The sequence below is a fragment of the Helicobacter sp. 16-1353 genome (genome assembly GCF_003288815.1).
Classification (GTDB): Bacteria; Campylobacterota; Campylobacteria; order Campylobacterales; family Helicobacteraceae; genus NHYM01.
On sequence record NZ_NHYM01000008.1, the window covers coordinates 1 to 21,591 of the forward strand.

21 protein-coding genes are annotated in these 21,591 nt (G+C 31.8%); 3 read left to right on the top strand and 18 right to left on the bottom strand.

The window, feature by feature from the left end; translation table 11 throughout:
* Nucleotides 1–240: 240 nt before the first annotated feature.
* The 5 genes from CCY99_RS05870 to CCY99_RS05890 form a co-directional block, all read right to left on the bottom strand.
* On the bottom strand, nt 241–1,290 hold the full coding sequence (locus CCY99_RS05870; RefSeq protein WP_112060491.1) for a PilT/PilU family type 4a pilus ATPase: 1,050 nt from the start codon (nt 1,288–1,290) through the stop codon (nt 241–243).
* Between the two features lie 20 nt (nt 1,291–1,310).
* Nucleotides 1,311–1,781 (bottom strand): hypothetical protein, encoded by a 471-nt coding sequence (locus CCY99_RS05875; protein WP_112060492.1) that lies wholly within the window; start codon nt 1,779–1,781, stop codon nt 1,311–1,313.
* The gene (locus CCY99_RS05880) at nt 1,778–2,620 is read right to left on the bottom strand and encodes a hypothetical protein (protein ID WP_112060493.1); all 843 of its coding nucleotides are present in this window, start codon (nt 2,618–2,620) and stop codon (nt 1,778–1,780) included. The genes CCY99_RS05875 and CCY99_RS05880 overlap by 4 nt, the downstream gene beginning before the upstream one ends.
* Nucleotides 2,617–3,279, bottom strand: coding sequence for a type II secretion system protein (locus CCY99_RS05885; RefSeq protein ID WP_112060494.1), 663 nt, complete (start codon nt 3,277–3,279; stop codon nt 2,617–2,619). Before CCY99_RS05885 ends, CCY99_RS05880 begins: the two co-directional genes overlap by 4 nt.
* Nucleotides 3,280–3,424: 145 nt before the next feature.
* A complete protein-coding gene (locus CCY99_RS05890) occupies nt 3,425–4,342 on the bottom strand; it encodes a methylenetetrahydrofolate reductase (protein ID WP_112060495.1) in 918 nt (305 codons plus the stop codon).
* Between the two features lie 223 nt (nt 4,343–4,565).
* Here CCY99_RS05890 and CCY99_RS05895 point away from each other — a divergent pair, with 223 nt between their 5' ends.
* On the top strand, nt 4,566–6,227 hold the full coding sequence (locus CCY99_RS05895) for an N-6 DNA methylase (protein WP_112060496.1): 1,662 nt from the start codon (nt 4,566–4,568) through the stop codon (nt 6,225–6,227).
* A gap of 68 nt (nt 6,228–6,295) precedes the next feature.
* On the opposite strand, the gene CCY99_RS05900 is transcribed toward CCY99_RS05895, so the two are convergent.
* On the bottom strand, nt 6,296–6,856 hold the full coding sequence (locus CCY99_RS05900) for a rhodanese-like domain-containing protein (RefSeq protein WP_112060497.1): 561 nt from the start codon (nt 6,854–6,856) through the stop codon (nt 6,296–6,298).
* 107 nt (nt 6,857–6,963) lie between these two features.
* On the opposite strand from CCY99_RS05900, the gene ileS reads away from it, so the two are divergent.
* A complete protein-coding gene (gene ileS / locus CCY99_RS05905) occupies nt 6,964–9,720 on the top strand; it encodes an isoleucine--tRNA ligase (protein WP_112060498.1) in 2,757 nt (918 codons plus the stop codon).
* A 232-nt stretch (nt 9,721–9,952) separates the two neighbouring features.
* Entirely contained in the window at nt 9,953–11,338 is a 1,386-nt protein-coding gene (locus CCY99_RS05910) for a DASS family sodium-coupled anion symporter (RefSeq protein WP_181646862.1), read from the top strand.
* A gap of 149 nt (nt 11,339–11,487) precedes the next feature.
* Here the strand turns inward: CCY99_RS05910 and mnmA are convergent, their stop codons facing one another.
* The 12 genes from mnmA to aroQ all read right to left on the bottom strand — a co-directional run bounded on the left by mnmA (nt 11,488) and on the right by aroQ (nt 21,568).
* On the bottom strand, nt 11,488–12,522 hold the full coding sequence (gene mnmA / locus CCY99_RS05915; protein WP_112060500.1) for a tRNA 2-thiouridine(34) synthase MnmA: 1,035 nt from the start codon (nt 12,520–12,522) through the stop codon (nt 11,488–11,490).
* 80 nt (nt 12,523–12,602) lie between these two features.
* The gene (locus CCY99_RS05920) at nt 12,603–13,658 is read right to left on the bottom strand and encodes a M48 family metalloprotease (protein WP_146744948.1); all 1,056 of its coding nucleotides are present in this window, start codon (nt 13,656–13,658) and stop codon (nt 12,603–12,605) included.
* A gap of 71 nt (nt 13,659–13,729) precedes the next feature.
* On the bottom strand, nt 13,730–14,329 hold the full coding sequence (locus CCY99_RS05925) for a LemA family protein (RefSeq protein WP_112060502.1): 600 nt from the start codon (nt 14,327–14,329) through the stop codon (nt 13,730–13,732).
* Nucleotides 14,330–14,372: 43 nt separating this feature from the next.
* Complete coding sequence (gene fliY, locus CCY99_RS05930) at nt 14,373–15,203, bottom strand: flagellar motor switch protein FliY (RefSeq protein ID WP_112060503.1); 831 nt, start codon at nt 15,201–15,203, stop codon at nt 14,373–14,375.
* Nucleotides 15,200–16,270 carry a flagellar motor switch protein FliM gene (gene fliM / locus CCY99_RS05935; protein WP_112060504.1) on the bottom strand — a complete coding sequence of 357 codons (1,071 nt, stop codon included), beginning with the start codon at nt 16,268–16,270 and terminating at the stop codon, nt 15,200–15,202. Before fliM ends, fliY begins: the two co-directional genes overlap by 4 nt.
* On the bottom strand, nt 16,263–16,967 hold the full coding sequence (locus CCY99_RS05940) for an RNA polymerase sigma factor FliA (RefSeq protein ID WP_112060505.1): 705 nt from the start codon (nt 16,965–16,967) through the stop codon (nt 16,263–16,265). The genes fliM and CCY99_RS05940 overlap by 8 nt, the downstream gene beginning before the upstream one ends.
* Before the next feature lie 2 nt (nt 16,968–16,969).
* Nucleotides 16,970–17,296 (bottom strand): hypothetical protein, encoded by a 327-nt coding sequence (locus CCY99_RS05945; RefSeq protein WP_112060506.1) that lies wholly within the window; start codon nt 17,294–17,296, stop codon nt 16,970–16,972.
* A gap of 20 nt (nt 17,297–17,316) precedes the next feature.
* On the bottom strand, nt 17,317–18,177 hold the full coding sequence (locus CCY99_RS05950; RefSeq protein ID WP_112060507.1) for a P-loop NTPase: 861 nt from the start codon (nt 18,175–18,177) through the stop codon (nt 17,317–17,319).
* Nucleotides 18,174–19,583, bottom strand: coding sequence for a flagellar biosynthesis protein FlhF (gene flhF / locus CCY99_RS05955; protein WP_112060584.1), 1,410 nt, complete (start codon nt 19,581–19,583; stop codon nt 18,174–18,176). Before flhF ends, CCY99_RS05950 begins: the two co-directional genes overlap by 4 nt.
* A gap of 9 nt (nt 19,584–19,592) precedes the next feature.
* Nucleotides 19,593–20,072 carry a 2-amino-4-hydroxy-6-hydroxymethyldihydropteridine diphosphokinase gene (gene folK, locus CCY99_RS05960; RefSeq protein WP_112060508.1) on the bottom strand — a complete coding sequence of 160 codons (480 nt, stop codon included), beginning with the start codon at nt 20,070–20,072 and terminating at the stop codon, nt 19,593–19,595.
* Between the two features lie 15 nt (nt 20,073–20,087).
* A complete protein-coding gene (locus tag CCY99_RS05965) occupies nt 20,088–21,104 on the bottom strand; it encodes a M24 family metallopeptidase (protein ID WP_112060509.1) in 1,017 nt (338 codons plus the stop codon).
* Nucleotides 21,104–21,568 carry a type II 3-dehydroquinate dehydratase gene (gene aroQ, locus CCY99_RS05970; protein ID WP_112060510.1) on the bottom strand — a complete coding sequence of 155 codons (465 nt, stop codon included), beginning with the start codon at nt 21,566–21,568 and terminating at the stop codon, nt 21,104–21,106. The genes CCY99_RS05965 and aroQ overlap by 1 nt, the downstream gene beginning before the upstream one ends.
* Nucleotides 21,569–21,591: the final 23 nt, after the last annotated feature.

The following is a 21,591-nucleotide window of genomic DNA, read 5'->3' on the forward strand; positions in this document are numbered from 1 at the left end:
AAGAATATTAAAACTAAAATCTTAATAAAAAATCACCAAATAGTAAGAATCTTAAAAGTGGTATAAAATAGCTAAATATGGTAGCAGAGTAAATCTATCGATTTAGATTCTATATTTTTAAAGATTCATAGAATCTATCAAATCTAAATCAAAAACTAAATATTCTATAAATTTAGAGAATCTAGCAGATTCTACAAAACTACCCAGAATCTAAATCAAAGTAAGATTCTAAGAATCTATTTATAGCACAGAAGATGCTAGTTCGTATTCTTCTTTTGAAATGATTCTATCTTGATATAGGGAATCTAGACTTTGTGCCATTGTTTTCATTTCTGTTAATGTTTGACCTATCATCATTTGCGAGTTGATTTGGTGAATTTTGTTTTCACGAATTAGATTTCTAATTGCTGGGGTTCCCACTAGAATCTCTGTTGCAGCGACCCTTCCGCCATCTACTCTAGGCAATAGGATTTGTGATAAAATCCCCTCGATGGTGATTGCAACCTGACTTCTCACTTGGTCTTGCTTTGTGCCTTCAAATGAGCTTACAATCCTATTTATCGTTTGAGCTGCGGAGTTTGTATGGAGTGTCCCTATCACAAGGTGTCCTGTCTCTGCGGCTTCTAGGGCGATTTCCATTGTCTCTGTGTTTCTCATCTCGCCGATGAATATAATATCTGGATCTTCCCTAAGGGCGGATTTTAACGCTCTATTGAATGTTTTCGTGTCCTCGCCAACATTTCTATATGAAAATAACGCATTTATACCCTTATGGACATATTCGATTGGGTCTTCGATACAAAGAATGTGCTTTTTTTGCGTTTGGTTGATTTCATTTATCATTGCCGCAACGGTAGTTGTTTTACCGCTTCCAGTAGGTCCTGTAACTAGAATTAGCCCTTTTCGCCTTGTAACTAATTGCTTTAAAATGCTAGGTGCATTTATACCCTCTAGCGTTGGAATCTTGGTCGTTATCACCCTAAAGGCAGCTGCGACACTTCCCATTGTGTAATAGTAATTCACCCTAAATCGCCCAATATCCTCCAAATCGATTGAGAAGTCCAGCTCTCGCTCCTCTTCGAGTGTTTTTTTCTGTTTGTCTGTTAAGAGTGTATAACATAATTTATCAATCTCTCTTTTTTCTAAAATAGGAAGATTTAATTTTACTAATATACCATCTATTCTTATTTGTGGTTCGCTTCTAGCAACTAAGTGCAAGTCTGAGGCATTGTGCTTTAGTGTGGTTCTTAGTAATGTGCTTATGTCATAAAGTGGTGCTTGTTGTTCCATTGTTTCTCCAATATAAAAATTTAAGGCTTGACAACCTGTCTTTTTGTAACTCTAAAAGTTTGATTTGTGATAGGACTGACGACAAATCCAGATATATCCAATATCATAGTGTTTATTATCGTATTTTTTTGCTCATCTGTTATAGCTACTCCTCCCACATTTGTAACATCTGGACTAACTAATGGTGTCATTTTATATGTAAATTGATATTCACCATTTGCCCCATAATTGATATTTTTGATTATAGGTTCCATTACATTTGGTCTAACTGTTGTTGTGCTACCTTCTTGATATTTAAAACCATTTCTTTGGATATATAAAATCGCTAATTCTGCTGTAGAGTTTAGGTATAAATCAAGTTGTATTGCGATGTGCTCATTTGTTGTTGTATTTAATGTGCTTGTGCTAAGCTTTAATCCCAATATTGCCAAAGTAGCGACTAATACTGTTATTATAATCGCAAATATCATACCAAATGCTTGTCTTTTCATTGCATTATTATCCCTTCTTTACAAAATTCTGGCATAAAATCCATAGTTGAGTTTATAAAGCACAATCTAACCCTAAGAATACCTGCTTGAGATTCCGACCATATATAAAAGTTAGATACACTTTGAGCTAATGTTGTTGTTTGGCTATCTTTTATTAGTTGTAAATCACCATTTGCATTTTTTTGTATAAATACAGGATTTATATTGACGATAGTAGCAACATCGCCTATTTGGCTTGGATTGTGGCTTAATATCATTGTATTATTATTAACTATATTAGTAATTTTAAATAAAGCTGTTCTAGCTAATTCATTTGTCGCATAAAACTTATCAACTATAGTTCCATATTGAAGTGTAAATGGAAAATATAGGGCGATAGAATTTACCAAACTATTAAGACTTAATAATCTATCTTCGGCAAAAACAGTTGTTATTGAATTACCACTAGACAAGCTTAAATTTATAAATCCACTAAAATATGGAATATTCATATTATTGCTTTGATATGTTCCAAAATAACCATTTATCGTTTCCATATTTTTTTCTATAAATACTAATTGATTATTATTGCTCACCAAGCCATCTTCAGCTTTATTAACTAGTGATATTGCCGTATAAGTATTGCCATTTTTTATTGCAATAGAATCCCAAATAGAATCTTGTAAATATTTTGAAACCTGTCTTATAGTTGAGGCACTATCTATTTCCAACTTAGCATATTCTTTTTGAATCGCATAATTTTGCATAATTTGAACTATCGCCATAGAGCCAGCAACAGCAACTAATCCTGTAATAACTATAACAAAAACTATCTCTATCATAGTAAATGATTTTCTCATACATTATCCTTTGCAAAAGGAACATCGCTCCCAATATTTGCAGCATAATATATATAGGAGGATATTAATTCATTAGCAGCTCCACCCACACCTACTCTATGCAATCTCACAGTTATCGCTTTGACATCTGTAGTTCCTCTAGTTGCATCAGTGATACTTCCTGCAGTTGTGCCTGTGCCAAAATTAACATTTACATACTTTATACTTACACTAACAATAAAAAAATCATTGCCACCGCTACTTACTCTTTGGGAAAATTCATTAAAAGCATTAATAGAAGCTAGATTGGTGTTTCTTGTAATTGCAGTAGCTGTTTTTTGCTCTGGGTCGCACATTCGTCTTCTATCGGCAAGACCAAGTCCGGGTTTTGTATATATATTTGTATAGATGGGGTCTTGTTTGCAATTATGAGTAGTATCATCAGTAAATAAGATATAATATTCTCCTGATTTTTCGAAATCACTTACATTGTTTGTATCCCAAGGCTTGTTTTTAATAGTCTCCATCAATGTTAAAGCATTATAATATCCTATAACATTTTGGGATTCTATTGTATTTGCATTACTTTGGCGAACTATGAGTGGAATACTAAGTATTACAATCCCAACTATAACTATGGAAAAAACAAGCTCTATAAAGGTAAATGCTACCCTTTTCATAAATCACTCTCCTTGCTTAATGAAACTATCCATAAAATAACTTAATATTATTATAAAGTAAATCAAAATATAACAGAATCATACTATAAATATATTAAAAAATTCAAATGTATAGAAACTTTAGCATATTTCATTGATATAAAAATCACTCCAAAATGATAGATTCTGCCATTTTGATACTATTTGCACACATAAAATGTATTTTGGGATATACTGCTCTTAGCTCTTTATATAGATTACGACTTAATTCCAAACCCAAACTTCTCTCATCACTAGCATTTCTTAATTTATCAATCCACTTGCTAGGTATATAACAACCGGGTAATTTATTGTATAGAAATTCGGCTGCCTTTAGGCTGGATACAGGGTGATACCCTAAAATAAGCTTTGCATTTTTTCCAAGCTCTTTATTTACTCGCTCCAATATAAGCAATAATTCTTTTGCATTATTTATATCATAAATGGGTTGTGTAACCAAAGCTATAGCACCTTTTTGCACTTTCCTAAACATTCGTTTATATATATTTTCCATATCATTTGCAAATGAATTAACCACAGCAAATGGGTAGATTTTACGCCCATTATCTTTAATATTAAGATTTGCTAAATCTTTTCCATCATTTAAAGCATTAATAATATCAAATAACATATAGCTATTTGATTCAAAAACACCTTTTGCCTGTGGTTGGTCGCCCAATCGTATTGGGTCGCCTTTTAGTGCTAGAAAGATTCTAATATCAAATTCATTTAATCCTAGAATCTCGCCTTGAATAGCTATGGAGTTTTTATCTCTAACGCTAATTGTGCAAATAGTAGGCTTTTTTAAATAATTCTGTGCTTTTATGCTCGCTAAAATAGAGCTATGTTTCAATCTAGCAAGTGGGGAATCTGTGCAAATAAATGCATCAAATAAATTATATAATTCGCTTTGCTTGATTTTTTCTAATGTAGAATCTAAACTAAATGCTTTTTGCGGAATTATCTCATAACTCAAAAATTCATCATCGCTAAGAATCTTTTCTATTAATCTTTCTATATCTAAACTATTTTTATCACCATTCATTTAAAAACGACCTTTGTATTTGCATTAAAATATAATTTTAATATGTATTAGTAATTTTAAGATAAAAATTTTACAATATCAAGCCTTTTATAATTTTTATATAAGAAATCGCATAAAGTGTAGTTTATGGTTGAAAATATATGGTATATTTAATAATGTGTAAAAAATTATATAATATCAATATTGATTTTTATAAATCTACTAAAGAACTTAGGACATATGAATGCAAAAAATGCTTGTTGTGTTTGATTATTTAAAACGATACCATTCGGATATTTTTGATGTAGTATGTATTTTGCTTGAGATTATCACATTGAAACGATATGCAAATAAAAAGATTGAAGAATTATTAGATAAAGCAAAAAAACGAAAACCCATTGTAGATGATTTTAATGCTGTTATGACAAATCTTTTTGGGGATTTATATGTCAAGCCAAATGCAAATATTAATTTGATTAAAGTATTACGCGAAATTGATAAAGCAAATGTTACTAATGAACAAATCGAGCTTTTAATCAATGCAATAACACAAAAAAGAACGATTAATAAACTATATACATATTCTACACCTATGGAGATAAGTAGATTAATCGTAGGAATCTTAGATATTAAAAATAATGATGAGATTTATAATCCTTGCTATGGCATAGGCAGTCTTTTTCTAGCATTAGCAAGAACAAATAAAAAATTTAAGATTTATGGCGAAGAGCTGGATTCTAGCCTTGATAAAATCACAAGATTATTATTAAGAACGCTTAATATCCCGACAAATAATCTATTTGTAAATAATATTCTCAAAAATCAAATATTCCCGCCAGAAAGGGAATTTAATAAGATTATGTGTAATCCCCCAATTGATGCTTATATTGGCACTTTAGATTTAAAAAATAATGAAAGATTCGCAAAATATGGATTTATCACAAAAAGCACTCCAGAGCTTAGCTTTATTATAAATGGAATCTCTTATCTAAAAGATAAAGGGGTATTTGTGATAAGGAATCAATTGCTTAAAAAAACATCGGTGGAAGAAAAATTCAAAGAAAAAATCTGCAAAAATGGGCTTTTAGAGGCGATTATTGAGCTACCAAAAAATATATTTCCACATAATAGTGCAGATTTCTCATTGATGGTTATTTCAAAAAATAATAATAGTGTATTACATATAGATGCTTCTCAATTTTACAAAAAAGAGGGAAAATACAATCGTTTAGTGCGAACTGATGAGATTCTAGAGCTATTAAAAAAGAGAAAAGATACAGAATATTCCAAATTAACAAAATTAAAAAATATTAATATCGATGATTTACGCGTCCAACCATATCTAAAGAAAAAGCATTCAAATCATTCAATGATGACTATAAAAAGTATTGGGGTGGAGATTATAAGAGGACAGAGAATCTGCACTCCCAAAACAAATGCCACAAAACCATATCTAAATATCGGGATTATAAACTTTAATGAATGCGGTTTTATCGATGAAAGTAATATTGAGCAAAATATCGCTGATGTGGATAAGATTGAGGCTTGTAAGCTTAAACCATATGATATTTTATTATCTTTGCGTGGAATTGCTCCAAAACTAACAATGGTTAATAAAAGCAAGATTGATATGGTAGCAAATGCTGGAATCCTAATCCTAAGGGCAAAAAATAAAGAGGATGCACTTGGATTATTTTGCTTTTTATTTTCAAAAAATACACAAAAAATATTAAGTGAATTATACGAGCAAACAGAAACAAGAACGATTGATATAAATGATTTATACAATATAGAATTACCGCAAGATTTTAGGGAAAATGCCTTAGAAAAATTTAAGCAAATAAATAATATAGGAAATAAAATCAAAAACTTATATAAGGAATTAGAATCTCTTAGAGATAGTTAATATCTCTAAGATTCTAGGATTTAAACTCGCAAGAAAATCTCCATTGCTTTTATAGAAATCTAATAATTTTAATATCCTTTATCTACCCAAGCATTTAGTCCGCCAACTACCCTTGCTATATTATTATACCCAAGGTGCTTTGCCCAAATTAAGGCAGTATGAGCACTTCCTGCTGGACTAAAAATATCTTCTCCGCTATCATAAAATATTATTAATTTATCTTTATCATCGCCTAATATTTTCTTAAAATCATCTAGATTCTGCCCCATACTATCAGCATTCCAATTCCAACCAGAGCCATCTTCATTTAAGGATATTGATTTTGCAAAAGTGAAAGTTTTGGCATTGGGAATCTTTCTACTATCATCAATCGTAGCAATGATTATTGCATTATCTAGATTCTGCTTTACATCATCGGTTTTTATAAGCTTATATTCACTGATATTTGACCTTGAGATTAATGCTTTTGCATCTTCTACAATCTCGCTATTAGCTTCTACTTCCTTTCCTCCTAATAATTCAAATGTGGTAGATTCTAATGCTATAAATCTACTTTCACTATTCGTATTCTCACTATTCGCATTGCAACCCATAAAAAACAACATTATAAAAATTAATAATACTTTCAAACTACTTTCTCCATATTTTTTTTGAATTATAAAGTATTTAATTTTTTTTATAAAGGATTCTAGGTAAAATCTAAACTTAAATTTTTGAAAATCTTAAAGGTATTTGTATGGATTATAAAGATACATTAAATTTGGCTATTAGTGATTTCCCTATGAGAGGGAATCTTCCGCAGAATGAACCACCTATTTATAAAAGCTGGAGAGAGCGGGATATTTGGGGTCAAATGAAATCAAAACGAAAACATTCCAATTCATCGTTCGTATTACACGATGGACCACCTTATGCAAATGGGCATTTACACATAGGGCACGCATTAAATAAGATATTAAAAGATATTGTTACAAAATATCACTATTTTCAAGGACAAAGGGTTTATTATACGCCGGGGTGGGATTGTCATGGACTTCCAATAGAACAACAAATTGAGCAAAAAATTGGCTCTCAAAAAAAATCCCAAATATCTAAGGGCGAATTTAGGGAGCTTTGCAGAAATCACGCTAAAGAATTTATCAAGATTCAAAGTGATGAATTTCAAAGTTTTGGTATTTTGGGAGATTTTAATAATCCGTATATAACGATGGATTTTGTATTTGAATCAAAGATTTTTGATAGCTTATGTCAAATAGCAAAAAGTGGGATTCTAGCACAAAGACATAAGCCAATTTATTGGTCTTGGGCTTGTCAAACGGCACTAGCAGAAGCTGAAGTAGAGTATAAGGATAAGGAATCTCCATCTATTTTTGTTGCATTCAATCTCCAAAATGAAGCATTAAAAAAGATTAATGCTAAAGAAGCTAAGATTATCATTTGGACTACTACGCCTTGGACTCTTCCAGCGAATACCGCTATTGCTTTAAATCCAAATGAAATCTATATCTTAAGTGCGAATTCTTTCATTGTGGCAAAAAAACTATATGATAAATTAAAAGATGATTTGAATCTAGGTGAGATTATTAGCGAGTTTCAAGCAACAACATTAGAGAATCTACTTGCTACAAATCCACTTAATGGTAGAGATTCTAAGATAGTTCTAGGCGAACATGTAAGCACAGAAGAAGGCAGTGGTGCAGTCCATACTGCACCCGGACACGGCGAAGATGACTATTATATAGGCTTAAAATATAATCTTCCTATTCTTGTTCCAGTTGATGATTTTGGAAATTTTGATGAATTAATTATAAAAGAAAATCTACTACCAAAAGAATTTTTAGGTATGAATGTATTTAAAGCTCAAGATGGGATTTTAAAACTTTTGGGGGATTCTCTTTTAAAACATATAAAGATAATTCACTCATATCCACATTGTTGGCGTTCTCATAAACCTGTTATATATCGTGCTACAACACAATGGTTTATTTTAATGGATAAGCCATTTTTCAATAATAAAAGCTTACGGCAAATCGCATTAGAGGAAATAGAAAAAGTTAATTTTTATCCAAAAAGCGGATATAAGAGATTCAAATCAATGATAGAAAATCGTCCAGATTGGTGCATTTCTCGCCAACGCTCTTGGGGTGTGCCAATTGCATTTTTTCATTACAAAGACACAAAAGAGCCAATATTTGATGATGAATTATTTGCATATCTAAAAGATATTTTTGCAAAAGAGGGATTAAATTGCTGGTGGGATAAAGATATTGTAGATTTATTGCCACCTTCTTGGAAATCTAAGGCAAAGGATTTATATAAGGGTGAGCATATACTTGATGTTTGGTTTGATAGCGGAAGCACTTGGAATGCTGTTTTAGATTCGCCTAAATATGATGCAGGAAGTTATCCAGCTGATATGTATCTAGAGGGAAGCGATCAACATCGCGGATGGTTTCAAAGCTCATTATTAATATCTTGTGCTTTAAAACATCAAGCACCATTTAAAAATATCCTTACACACGGCTTTACCGTTGATGAAAATAATGAAAAAATGAGCAAATCAAAAGGAAATGTCGTCTTACCTGAATCTGTTTTAAAAGAATATGGTAGCGAAATATTGCGTCTTTGGGTCGCTTTGAGTGATTATCAAAGTGATTTAAAGATTTCTGCTAATATCCTAAAGCAAATAAGCGAACAATATAGAAAGATTCGCAATACAATACGATTTTTACTTGCAAATACTAATGATTTTAACGCTTTTGTTGCAAAAGATGAATTAGGCAGTATTGATAGATGGATTCTAAAAGAAACAATCAATGTGTTTGATGAAGCAAATAGATTATTTAGCGAATATGAGTTTTCTAAGGCTTTTAATATTATTATGGGCTTTATTTCAAATGAGCTTAGTGGAATCTATTTTGATTTATGCAAAGATAGCCTATATTGCGATGGTAAAGATTCCATCTCGCGTAGGGCTATACAAACAACGCTTTGCTTAATTGCAAGAAAATTATTTATATTCTTAGCACCAATTTTAACCTATAGCGTTGATGAAGCACTTAAATATGCCACTCCTGCATTAAAGGGCGATTGGAACGATGTTTTTGATTGTATAGATTTTGATATTGATTATAATGTAGAGTTTAGTGATAATTTTGATGAATTGCTTGAGATTAGAGCATTATTTGGGGCTGAATTGGATAGATTAAAAAAAGATAAGACAATAAAAAGTTCCCTTGAATTAGAGGTTGAATTTGATGGAATAGATTCTGGAATCTTGGCTAAATGGCTTATAGTAAGCTCGGTAAATAATAATAAAAATGATGAAAACATTATCTCAGCTATAACTCTAAATAATAGCAAGATTCTACGAATCTCAAAATCACCATTCTTTAAATGTCCGCGTTGCTGGAGATTTGTATCTAAAGAGGAAAATATCTTATGTGAGAGATGTGTTTCTTGTGTAGTTTTCGCTAAAAATACGAATATATAAATAAAATAAATAATATTTTTACATAATATAAGCTACAAATATTATACTTTAAGGACAAAATATGGGTTTTGAGATTTTTGGATATAGATTTTTTGACTTCAGTTCAAAAGTTACTTATGGGGATGCATTTCTAACTATTGCAATTGTTTGTCTTATATCTTTTTGTTTATTTATGCTTGCAAAAAAAAACGCTCCAAAATAACTCCAACCCTATTAAGCCAAAGGAGTAATTATGGAAATAAAACCTTTAACCCCCTCGATTGGGACACATTCACCAAAGAGGGCATTAGCTATTATTATAGTTGATATTATCTTATTTATTATTTTATACAATATTTTACCATTTGACACTAAGGCAAATTCAGGGATTTGCCTATTAATATTTATTGGAATCTTATGGCTCACAGAAGCAATACATGTTACGATAACCGCGCTTTTAGTTCCGGTTTTAGCTGTTGCTTTAGGACTTTTAGACACATCTAATGCTTTAAAGTCATTTGCGAATCCTGTTATATTTTTGTTTTTTGGTGGTTTTGCTTTAGCTACGGCATTGCATATTCAAGGGGTTGATAGACATATTGCAAATCGTATGATAAAGTTAGCAGGTGGAAAAATGTGGTTAGCTGTAATAATGCTGTTTTTAGTTACGGCATTATTATCGATGTGGATTAGCAATACCGCAACTGCTGCGATGATGCTTCCGCTTGGACTTGGAATCCTTTCAAATATCGATGCCTCACATGATAGAAAAACATTCGTTTTTGTTATACTAGGAATCGCCTATAGCTCAACTATTGGCGGATTTGGAACATTAGTAGGAAGTCCGCCGAATGCCATTGCAGCAGCACAATTAGGACTTGATTTTTTCTCGTGGATGAAACTTGGCGTTCCATTTATGATTGTTATGTTGCCATCTTGTATATTCCTTATGTTTATAGTGCTACGACCTAAGCTAAATTTTACATTTAATATGAAAGAGGAAGATTTTCATTGGAATTTTCACTCCATTGCTTCTATTGTTATTTTTGCCCTTACAGCACTTTGTTGGATATTTAGTGTAAAAATAAGCGAGTATTTTGGTGGGGTTAAGGATTTAGATTCCCTTATAGCCATAGCAGCAGCAGTTGCGATTGGATTTACTGGAACTGCTTCTTGGACACAAATCCAAAAAAACACAGAATGGGGAGTTTTATGGCTATTTGGTGGAGGTCTTGCACTTAGCGGTATATTGAAAGATTCTGGTGCTAGTCTTGTTATGGCAAATGGAATGGCACATATATTTGGCTCAAGTAATTGGCTAATAATCATTGTAGCAGTTACAACATTTGTTGTGCTATTAACAGAATTTACTAGTAATACAGCGAGTGCGGCATTGCTAGTCCCTGTTTTTGCCACAGTTGGCGAAGCAATAGGAATGCCTACTGCCTTACTTGCGTTGGTTATTGGATTTGGGGCTAGTTGTGGTTTTATGCTACCAGTTGGGACACCGCCAAATGCCATTGCATATGGAACAGGATATATACGACAAATAGAGATGATAAAGGTTGGAATGTGGCTAAATGTAATATCAATAATTATAGTTAGCCTTTTTGCGTGGTTTATATGGAGATTTATATAATTAGAGGGCTTTATTAGCCCCCTTGATTTAGAGGATTCTAAATCAAGATTCTATAAATATTTAAGAGCAATACAATCTTTAATTAGCCATCTTAAAAAAGGGGATTCTAAATCCCACATATCATTTGAGATAAAAGGGCTTTAATAGCCCTATATTGAGGATTCTATAAATCCACCGCCAAGCACAATATCATCTTTGTAAATCACTAAAGCTTGTCCATTTGCCACACCATAAATATCATCGATAGGTGTTGCGATGATTTTATTATCTATGATTTTAATATCTGCTTTTATACTTTTAGAACGATAGCGAATCTTAATATCATAGATTCCATCTATAAAATTATCTAAAGATAGAATCTTCGCTGTTATTTGGGATTTCTTTAAATCCTCTTTAGTGCCTATAACTACGATGTTATCACTCGCATTAATATCTAAAACATAGCTTGGAGTATGTGAACCACGCACATTTAAGCCCTTTCTTTTGCCTATTGTATAGTGCATATAGCCTTTATGCTCCCCTACTATATTTCCATCTTTATCTTTTAAAATACCACTTATATTGACATCTACATCATTGCTTATAGTGTGGATATAGTCTTTTTCCACAAAGCATATTTCTTGAGAATCCTTATAATCCTCTAATTCTCCAAACCAAGTCATTGCCTGAAATGCCTCTTTTTTGACATCAACTTTTATTTTATCCCCAAGTGGAAAAATAAGCTTATCTTTTGCCTCCTTGCTAATGCCAAATAAAAAATAGCTTTGGTCTTTTGTCTTATCTATAGCTTCTTGTATGTAATTTACTCCATTAATATTTTTTATCCTTGCATAATGTCCGCTTGCTATATATTCACAACCAAAACTTAAGGCTTTTTCTAATGCTAAGCCAAATTTAATATATGGATTACACATAGCACAAGGATTCGGTGTTTGGGCGTTTTTATAAGAATCCACAAAATATCTATAAACAAATTCATTGAATTCTTTTTGTAAATCTATTACCTTAAAATCAATATCTAGATTTTTTGCGACAATATTGCATTTGTCAATAAAAAATTTATGCTTTTCTTCTTTATTATGTAGTTTTAGATAGATTCCGCAAACATCATATTTTTGCTTTAATAAATATGCACTATATGAACTATCTATTCCGCCACTCATTAATAATGCAATCTTTTTCAAAATAATTCCTAATGCTAAAATAAAGTTTTTATTGTAATGATAAAAGCTTTAAGATAGTATTAATAATCACACCCAACAATTTACTTTCCTATTGCCCCTATTTGTATCAAACGATTTATACGCTCATCTAACGGCGGGTGAGTATCAAATATCGAATTAAATGGTTTAAGAAAAAACATATGAGCACAAGGATGGGCATTTGGATTCTTGATTGTTGTCATTAGTTGATAACTTCTATCTAGATTCATAATTTTTACTAGGGCATCTTTTATTCCATTTGGATTCCGCGTGTATTGCACACTTGAAGCATCTGCTAAAAATTCCTTTTGTCGCGAAATGGCACTTTGAATAATTTGTGAAAAAATATTACCTATCCACCCAAGTAGAAAACAAACCAAAGTGAAAAGCAATATAAGTAGCATTGATTTGCTACTATCTCTGGATTTTGAACTAATTGTTCTAAATAATGTTTCTCCTAATATCATTACGCAAGTAAGGGCAAAAACGATGGAAAATAGCTTTATATTTAGCTCTACATCTTGATGGAATGCGTGGGAAAACTCGTGCCCAATAACCCCTTGTAATTCATCTCTATTAAAGGTATCTAAAGCACCTTGTGTAACAAAAATTGCTATTTTTTCATTATATCTCCCAAAATTCTCACCACTACACATTGCATTTACGCCTAATTCCTCTCGCATAACAAACACTCTAGGAATACTCATATTTGAAGCAATAGCCATTTCCTCAACTACATTTAAAAGCACTTGGTCTTGTGGGCTTAGCTTATGATATTTTTTAATCTCAGTGGCTTTTAGTGTTTTGGCAAGGTTATTAATACTATGCTTTGACATTTCCATAGATTTATATAGATAAGAAAATATGATAATAATAACTATAAAAGCACTAATGGCAAATGAGATTCTTATGCTTAATTCATTTGTGGCATCAAAATAAATGAATGCTATAATAAACATAAAAAGCCCATAAGCAGTTAGAAAAATTAACAATAATGTCGCAAGAAATAAAAAGCCAAGCCAAGCTATTTTGCTTTTAGCTAGTTTTTTATGCTCCCAAAAATCACCTTTGATTTTTGTTTCTCTACCTAAAATTATCCTTGTAGCAATAAAAAGCATAAACGAGCAAAAAATAAACCGAAATTTGATATATATAAAATTTGCACAATCAGCCTTTAGCAATCTACAAACTAGAATCTTACTTTTGGTGCTTTATTTAGCTCTTCTTTACCATCTTCAAATTCTAATAAACTTAAATCTGCCTTAAATCTAGGGAAAAATCCCACAACAATACTATTTGGCATCTTTTGTTTGTAGATATTATAATTAGTCGCACTATCATTATATGCTTGTCTGGCAAAGGCGATTTTATTTTCACTAGATGATATTTCTTCGCTTAATTGCATCATATTTTGATTAGCTTTTAAATCTGGGTAAGCTTCTAATGCGATATTTAATCCTTGTAATGCTCCCATTAATCCATTTTCAGCTTGGCTAAGATTCTGCAATTTTGTGGAATCTAAACCGCTACTAGCAATAGAATCCAATATACTTTTAGCCTCATTTCTTGCTTCTATAACTTTTGTTAATGTTTGCTCTTCGTGTTGCATATATTTTCTAGCAATTTCAACGAGATTCGGGATTAAATCATATCTACGCTTGAGATATACATCAATTTGTCCAAATGCATTTTGTGCACGATTTAGATACTCTACAAGATTATTATAGATACTAAATACATAAAAAACTATAGCTATAACAATAAGAATAAAAATAATTATATTAAGCATATAAAACCTTTTAGCTTTTATTGATAATTATAGCAAAATTGCATTAGAGTTTTAACTGCTCTAATCTCTCTTTCTTTGTGCCGATTTCTGTGATTTGGACGCCGAAGTTTCCATCAATTATTACAACTTCGCCTTTTGCTATGACTTTATCGCCAACCAATATTTCTAATGGGTCGTTTGCAAGCTGATTTAGCTCGATTACACTTCCAATATCCATTGAGATTACATCTTTAAGTAGCATTTTTTTCTGTCCTATGCGAACCTTAACCTGCATTTTTACATCAAGTAGCATATTAATATTTCTAATCTCGGCAGAATTTAGATGATGGGCTACTTGTTCTTGAGGATTCCCAACATTACTTATCTGTGTAGCGGAATCTTTGTCTAATTCCCCCATTAATGATTTTCCTAATAAAATAATAAAATTAGAATGGATATTATTTAGGTCAAATGAGAAAGTAGAGCCAAAATCGAAATTATCCAAATTTTCACTTTTACTTAGAATCTTAGAATCCACTACTTTAAAATCCATTTTAGGCAAATCTTTTTGCCCTTTTAAGGTGGTGGATAATGCCCCAAATATATTTGATACAATCTCTTTTACCGCATCTAAATCATCATTTGTAATTGTTTGGCTACTTATCCCATCTCCGCCCAGCATTAAATCTGCCAATGCACTAGATAAATCACTTGGGGATAAAAATGCTATTTTTGAGCCATTATTATTTTCTAATTCAATAAAAGCGAATGAACCTTGTATGTTAATCTTATTTTTATTTACTATATCACTATAGTTTATACTTGGCTTTTTCCCTGTTAAACCCTCTATAGTGGATATACTTTCATTTTGGATTAGATTTATAAAACTATTCATTTTATATCGTCCTCCTCTTTGATATTTTCGGCACGATGTTTGCGGTTGCTTTCTAGCATTTCTAATACTTCTTTTACCTTATCTTTTTCTGTTACAATCACATCTTTTATTTTAATTATTTTTCTATATCTTTGCAAACCAATTTCACCTATGTATTTGTCTCTATCATCAATATTCACTATTACCGTATCATCAGCTACTCTATCAAGGCGAACAATATCCCCTTCTTTTAAATCTAAAATATCCATCATACTCAATCTCGCACTTCCAAGCATAGCTGATACATTGACAATAGCTCCGCCGATTAAAACTTGTAATTCCTTATTTCTGCTCTTTTTGGAGCTAGTTTCACTTAGCATTAAATCCCTACTTGCAAGGCGAGATAACACAGATTCTAGCGAAATTACCGGATAGCAGATATTCATCATTCCATTACTATGCCCAATTATTATCTCCATAACCACCATAATAACAATCTCATTTTGTGCGACTATTTGGATAACGCTTGGCGAAGATTCCTTAGCATCGACACTTGGGTAAATCTCCGTTATAGGTGCCCAAGCATCTTTTAGATTCTGCATTATGTGGCGTAAAATCGTATCTAATAAACTTAGTTCAATATCACTAAAATCCCTATTATTTTCGTATGGTTCGCCACTTCCACCCAAAAGTCTATCAATCATAGGAAATGCAATGCTTGGATTTATCTCCAAAACGCCACTTCCATCAAGTGGCTTCATCGAAAATACATTAAAGCTAGTTGGACTTGGCAAACTCATCAAAAACTCGCCATAAGTCATTTGGTCTACACTATGGAGCTGAATCTCCACGATGCTTCGCATAATAGCTGAAATCTGGGAGCTAAGATTCCGTGCCATTTTATCGTGGATTCCGCGAAATGCTCGAAGTTGCTCTTTACTTACTCGATTTGGTCGTTTAAAATCATATAATGTAACTTGTTTGCGATTAAAAATCTCATTATTTTCTAGGCTTGATTTATCATCGCTATCATCTTCTACGACTTCAAGCAAGGCGTCGATTTCTTCTTGGCTTAATATATCAGCCATTTATATCCCCCACTCTAAGTCTTACTTTTTTAATTACTTCTTTGTGAATCTGTGAGATTCTCGAACTTGTAATATTTAATATTTCACTTATCTCATTTAATGATAATTCCTCAAAATAATAAAGTTGGATTATCATTTGCTCTCTTTTTGATAATGTCTGCAAAACAGATTGGATTATCTCGACTAATTCATCTTTTTGTATTTTTTCAATAGTATTATCACCCTCTATTGCATTGTATTGCTCATCAATAGAAACAAGAGCGTAAATATCCGAAGCGATTCTTGCTTCTTTTATTTTCTTAATATCTTCATTTAGAATCTCTGCTAAATACTCATCGCTTGGCTCTTCCTCGTATTCGTTAAAATATTTTGATACTTCCCTATCGATGGATTTTATAAGTTTTCTATTTGCACGAGATACTATATCAAGCCCACGCAAATAATCCAACATTGAGCCATAAACTCTCATTTTGGCATAGCCCCAAAATGAGTCATTTATCGAGCTATCATATCGCCTTGCAAGTTTTATCATCTCTTCAGTGCCAATAGAAATAAGGTCATTAATATCAATAGAGCTTGGGAGTCGCTCTCTTAGGCGAAATGCCATCGCCCGAAGTGCTGGCATATACTGCAACATCAATGCATCTTGTGCATTTTTCAACTCTGCTTTATATTTATCTAGAGGTTGCTTTAGCATATCTATTCCTCTCTATTGTCATTTAATGAACTTATACTATGCTTTAAATATTTTCTAACGCTAAGAATCTCTTTTTCTCTTTTATCAAATTCATTCAAATAATAATCAAGAGTAGAATCTAGCTTATCTGTATTGAGTTTTGTTTCATTATAATCGATAAACATCATATAAAAAGATACGCAAAAAATTACGATTAAATATAAAGAAATGGTGCAAATAATCGTGCAAAGAATAATTAATTCCGGCGTATTAAATTTAATGATAGAGATAATAAGCCCTATGAAAAATCCTGCAACAATGCTAAAACTCATATAATTATCTTGTTTCAATATTTTTCTCTAAAAATAAATTAAAATCGATACAATATATTCCTCAAGAATCTACTAAACCCACTTTCATTATTTAAAAGCACATTTTGTTCCATATTATTTAAAAGATTTCTAGTTATTGTTTGAATACTAGCGGTTACATTGGATTGCGGGAGAGCTTTAGCAAATAATTTTCGCTGTCTATTTGATTGGATAATTATATCGCTACTTGATATTTTGCCAAGCATTTCTAGCTCTAGATTTGGTATATTGCTACTAGCTACACTTTTAATTCGCTCAAATACTTTTGTCGCTTCTTTGGTATTTCGAACTTGATTTATTATCATATAGATTCTATCCTTATGCTTTGAAGAAACCTTTATTGAAGCATAAGCATCTGTTAGAGCTGCTGGGTCTGGCATAGTAACCACAACTAAATAATCACTTGCATTTAAAAATGTTTGGACACTCTCCCCTATCCCTGCCCCTGTATCAATTATAAGATAATCTAGGGAATCTAAAATAACGCTTTGGGTGTTTAACTTTTCTAAGATATTTGTATTATATTTTAATATCTCATCTCCTGTGTGTCCGGGTATTAGATATAAACCACTTTCAATATTTATTATAATATCCTCAAATGACGCATTTCCCTTTAAAACATCAAGTAAATTATTTTTTACTTTTACACCAAAGATTAAATCTAAATTTGCCAACCCAATATCTGCATCAAATATACCTACTTTATAACCCATCGCCCATAGCGTATAAGCCATATTTGCACTTATTGTAGATTTTCCAACGCCACCTTTACCGCTTGTAATAGCAATAAATTTTGTTGATTTTGTAGCAGGTTTTACCTCGCTTAAAAGTTTGTCTAATCCAGATGCCTGATTTCTCATCGCAGAATCTCATCTCTTTTTGGCTTTGAAAAACCATTGATGATACAATCTGCTAGATAGTCATTCCTAGCTACTAAAATATCCTCTGGCACTTCCTGCCCGATAGTAAAATAACTAACAGGCTTTTTTGTGTCATAGATTAGTGAAAAAATATTTCCAAATCCCTTGCTTTCATCAAGCTTGGAAAAAATAAGAGTATCGATATTTAAGATTCCAAAAGAATTATAAATATCACGCAAATCCTCATATCTTGTAGTTGCGGATAATATAAGATTCACATCGATATTATAATCCGCATTTACATATTTTTTTAAAATATCAAGTTTTTGTTTATCGTGTTGTGAGCTTCCAATCGTATCAATCAAAATATAATCACAATATTTCAAATCTTCCAATGAGCGGGTGAATTCCACTGTGTCATTAACTGCATTTATCGAAAGTTTTAGTTTTTTTGCATAAAAAGCAAGTTGGTCGAAAGCCCCGATTCTATAGCTATCAAGTGTAATAAGCCCTACTTTGTATTTATGGCGAACAGAATAATGTGTAGCTAGTTTGGCTAGAGTCGTGGTTTTCCCCACACCTGTTGGACCTACTAGCATAACGATTCGCTTTCGCTTCATATCTATATTTTCAGGTCTACAAGAAATCATTTTTCGTAAAACTTCCCTAAAATATCGCTTGATTGTAATGCTATTTTCACGCATATTTACAGGCATAAGATTCTGCGATAATTGCATAATCTCATCTAAATGTTCATTTTTCATTCCACTATTTTTGCAGATTCTATAAATCTCAGCAAATTCATGTGGAATATTATTTGTATTTTGTGTGCGAACATTCATATTATTCCAAAACATACTTTGTATTAGCTTCATTTTATCATTCATCTTATCAAGCTCTTGCCAAATGCTTTTTAATTCTTTTGGCTCTTCTTGGTTTCTTTTAGCTACCATTTCTCTAGCTATGGAATCCTTTATCTTAGAATCTTTACTTATAGAATCTTCTGTTTGTTTGGTATTTGGTATGTTTTCTCTAGGGTTTATAGAATTTTTCTGCGTAAGTGGGGTTAATTTGGCTATTTCTTTTACTGCATTAGTTATTTGGGTGCTAATATCACTATTTTGTCGTTCTTTTAGCTCTTTTTTTCGCTCAATTGCCTTTTGTGCAATATCTTGTAATCGTTTTTGAACGCTATTATCGGGCAATTCATCTTCATCATTATCCACTACCTCTTGTTTTACTTCTTGTTTTGGAGCAACTACAACTATCTCCCACAATCCATTTTCCAATAATGATTTCTTGCGAATTTCCTTAGAAGATACGATGAGTGCATCTTCGCCGTGTTTATTCTTCGCAATCTCCATCGTTTCTTTATAGCTTGGAGCTGTGTATGTATACATCTGCAAATCTTGCATTTAGTTTCCCTTGTAATTAACTTGATATAAAAGAGGAATGAGAACGCTCTCTCTCTCCTGCCAATGCGGATGAGGAATATTTAGCTTACTACTTCTAAAAAAAATATCATTAAAAAATAAAATATCAATATCTAGGATTCTCGGGGCATTTTTAAACTTCCTTTTTCTTTTCCTACCAAAAATACGCTCCAAGTAAAAAACAAATCTATAAAATTCAATCAAGCACATATTAGTAGTCAAAATCATCGTAGCATTATAAAAATCATTTTGATTAGTATATCCAAATGGGGGATTTTTATATATCGGCGATGTTGAAACTAAAACTATATTGCGATTATTTTGCAAACTTCGAAATAGATTTATAAATGTTTTGATGGGATTTTTAAGATTCCCACCAAGTGATAAAATGCTGGTATTTTGCAAATATAATCTATTTGTTTGTTTCATAGGAAAAAATGAATGGCAAATTATTTCTCGCATATTCTCCCCTTGTTTTTATAGAATCTCCGCTCTGCCATTTTTCATCACAACTAAATCCTCAATTCTAATCCCAAAATCATTTGGAATATAGATTCCTGGCTCTATAGAAAAAACCATTCCATCTTCTATAATCGTATCACTTTTGCGTGAGATTATAGGAAATTCGTGAATATCAAGCCCTATTCCGTGTCCTGTAGAATGGGTGAAATAATCTCCATACCCAGCTTTTAATATAATATCCCTTGCAATATGGTCAATCTCCTTTGCCATCATTCCGCTTCTTGCTTTATTAATCGCATTTTTTTGTGCTTTTAGAACAATGTCATAAATCTTTTGTATTTGTTTAGGGAATTTCTGTGATTTTGAAAAGCGAATCTCCCCATCATAATACGCACTTCTAGTCATATCCGAACAATATCGATTGTATTTAATCCCTGCATCAAATAAAATCAAATCGCCCTTTTTAAATCTATCTTTTGTGGCTTGTGCGTGGGGTTTAGCAGCATTTTTATTTAATGCAACAATAGGACTAAATGAAAGAGAATATTTGCCTTTATGCTCCAAAAACTGCCTTGCTTTGAAATTCAAATAATACTCATCTCTACCATCAATATTGTTTCTACTTAGATATTTTGCAAATTTTTTAAACGCTTTTTTGTTTAACTTTTGCGATTTTTTAATAATATTAATCTCATCTTCGCTTTTTATCATTCTTAGTTTTTTATGAAAACTAATTTCGGCTTTTAGATTTAACTTAGAGCTGATTTTATTATAAGATTCTAGATTCAAATCAAATGGGTCAAAAACTATATCCTTCTCATCTTTTGCGACAAGAAAAAGGCTTTTTACTAAGTCATCGCTATCTATAATCTCGATATTTTTTCTATGTTTTGTTCTTTCCTTTGCTTCAAGCGTATACCTACTATCCGTTATAAAATATATATGCTCATCGTTTTTAAACAAGATTCCATTATCACAGGAGAATCCACATTCATAAAACATAGCACTTTCGTTCATTGTAATAAATGACATTATTTCTGCTCTTGCTGTTTTTGTGCATTTATTTCTGTTATTATCTGCATTAATGATAATAATCCCAAATGATACCCAAAAGGTCCAAATCCCGTTATCACACCAGCACTAGCTGCACCACTATAAGATTTTTTTCTAAAATCTTCTCTCGCAAAAATATTACTCAAATGCACTTCCACAACAGGCATTCCAGCTAATGCAATTGCATCGGCTATCGCTACTGATGTATGTGAAAATGCAGCAGGATTTATTAGGATTCCATCGCTCACGCCGATACATTCTTGAATCTTATCTACGATTTCACCCTCAAAATTACTTTGAAAAAATTCTACTTCAAAATTATTTTGCTTTGCTAAAGTCTCAAGATTTTGATGAATCTGCTCTAACTTCATCGGTCCATAAAGTCGTGGGTCTCTGTGTCCTAGCATATTTAGATTTGGTCCTTGAATTACAATTATTTTCATTTTTTACTCCAAAATATTATTTA

What these genes read in the sequence shown, in the direction of transcription:
- CCY99_RS05885 (WP_112060494.1), bottom strand. Translation starts at nt 3,279, where the DNA reads ATGAAAAGGGTAGCATTTACCTTTATAGAGCTTGTTTTTTCCATAGTT.
- CCY99_RS05940 (WP_112060505.1), bottom strand. Translation starts at nt 16,967, where the DNA reads ATGCTAAAGCAACCTCTAGATAAATATAAAGCAGAGTTGAAAAATGCA.
- folK (WP_112060508.1), bottom strand. Translation starts at nt 20,072, where the DNA reads ATGCGAGAAATAATTTGCCATTCATTTTTTCCTATGAAACAAACAAAT.
- fliM (WP_112060504.1), bottom strand. Translation starts at nt 16,270, where the DNA reads ATGGCTGATATATTAAGCCAAGAAGAAATCGACGCCTTGCTTGAAGTC.
- CCY99_RS05870 (WP_112060491.1), bottom strand. Translation starts at nt 1,290, where the DNA reads ATGGAACAACAAGCACCACTTTATGACATAAGCACATTACTAAGAACC.
- ileS (WP_112060498.1), top strand. Translation starts at nt 6,964, where the DNA reads ATGGATTATAAAGATACATTAAATTTGGCTATTAGTGATTTCCCTATG.
- CCY99_RS05895 (WP_112060496.1), top strand. Translation starts at nt 4,566, where the DNA reads ATGCAAAAAATGCTTGTTGTGTTTGATTATTTAAAACGATACCATTCG.
- CCY99_RS05890 (WP_112060495.1), bottom strand. Translation starts at nt 4,342, where the DNA reads ATGAATGGTGATAAAAATAGTTTAGATATAGAAAGATTAATAGAAAAG.
- fliY (WP_112060503.1), bottom strand. Translation starts at nt 15,203, where the DNA reads ATGAATAGTTTTATAAATCTAATCCAAAATGAAAGTATATCCACTATA.
- CCY99_RS05965 (WP_112060509.1), bottom strand. Translation starts at nt 21,104, where the DNA reads ATGTCATTTATTACAATGAACGAAAGTGCTATGTTTTATGAATGTGGA.
- CCY99_RS05880 (WP_112060493.1), bottom strand. Translation starts at nt 2,620, where the DNA reads ATGAGAAAATCATTTACTATGATAGAGATAGTTTTTGTTATAGTTATT.
- CCY99_RS05950 (WP_112060507.1), bottom strand. Translation starts at nt 18,177, where the DNA reads ATGAGAAATCAGGCATCTGGATTAGACAAACTTTTAAGCGAGGTAAAA.
- CCY99_RS05910 (WP_181646862.1), top strand. Translation starts at nt 9,953, where the DNA reads ATGGAAATAAAACCTTTAACCCCCTCGATTGGGACACATTCACCAAAG.
- aroQ (WP_112060510.1), bottom strand. Translation starts at nt 21,568, where the DNA reads ATGAAAATAATTGTAATTCAAGGACCAAATCTAAATATGCTAGGACAC.
- CCY99_RS05920 (WP_146744948.1), bottom strand. Translation starts at nt 13,658, where the DNA reads ATGCTTTTTATTGCTACAAGGATAATTTTAGGTAGAGAAACAAAAATC.
- CCY99_RS05875 (WP_112060492.1), bottom strand. Translation starts at nt 1,781, where the DNA reads ATGAAAAGACAAGCATTTGGTATGATATTTGCGATTATAATAACAGTA.
- CCY99_RS05925 (WP_112060502.1), bottom strand. Translation starts at nt 14,329, where the DNA reads ATGCTTAATATAATTATTTTTATTCTTATTGTTATAGCTATAGTTTTT.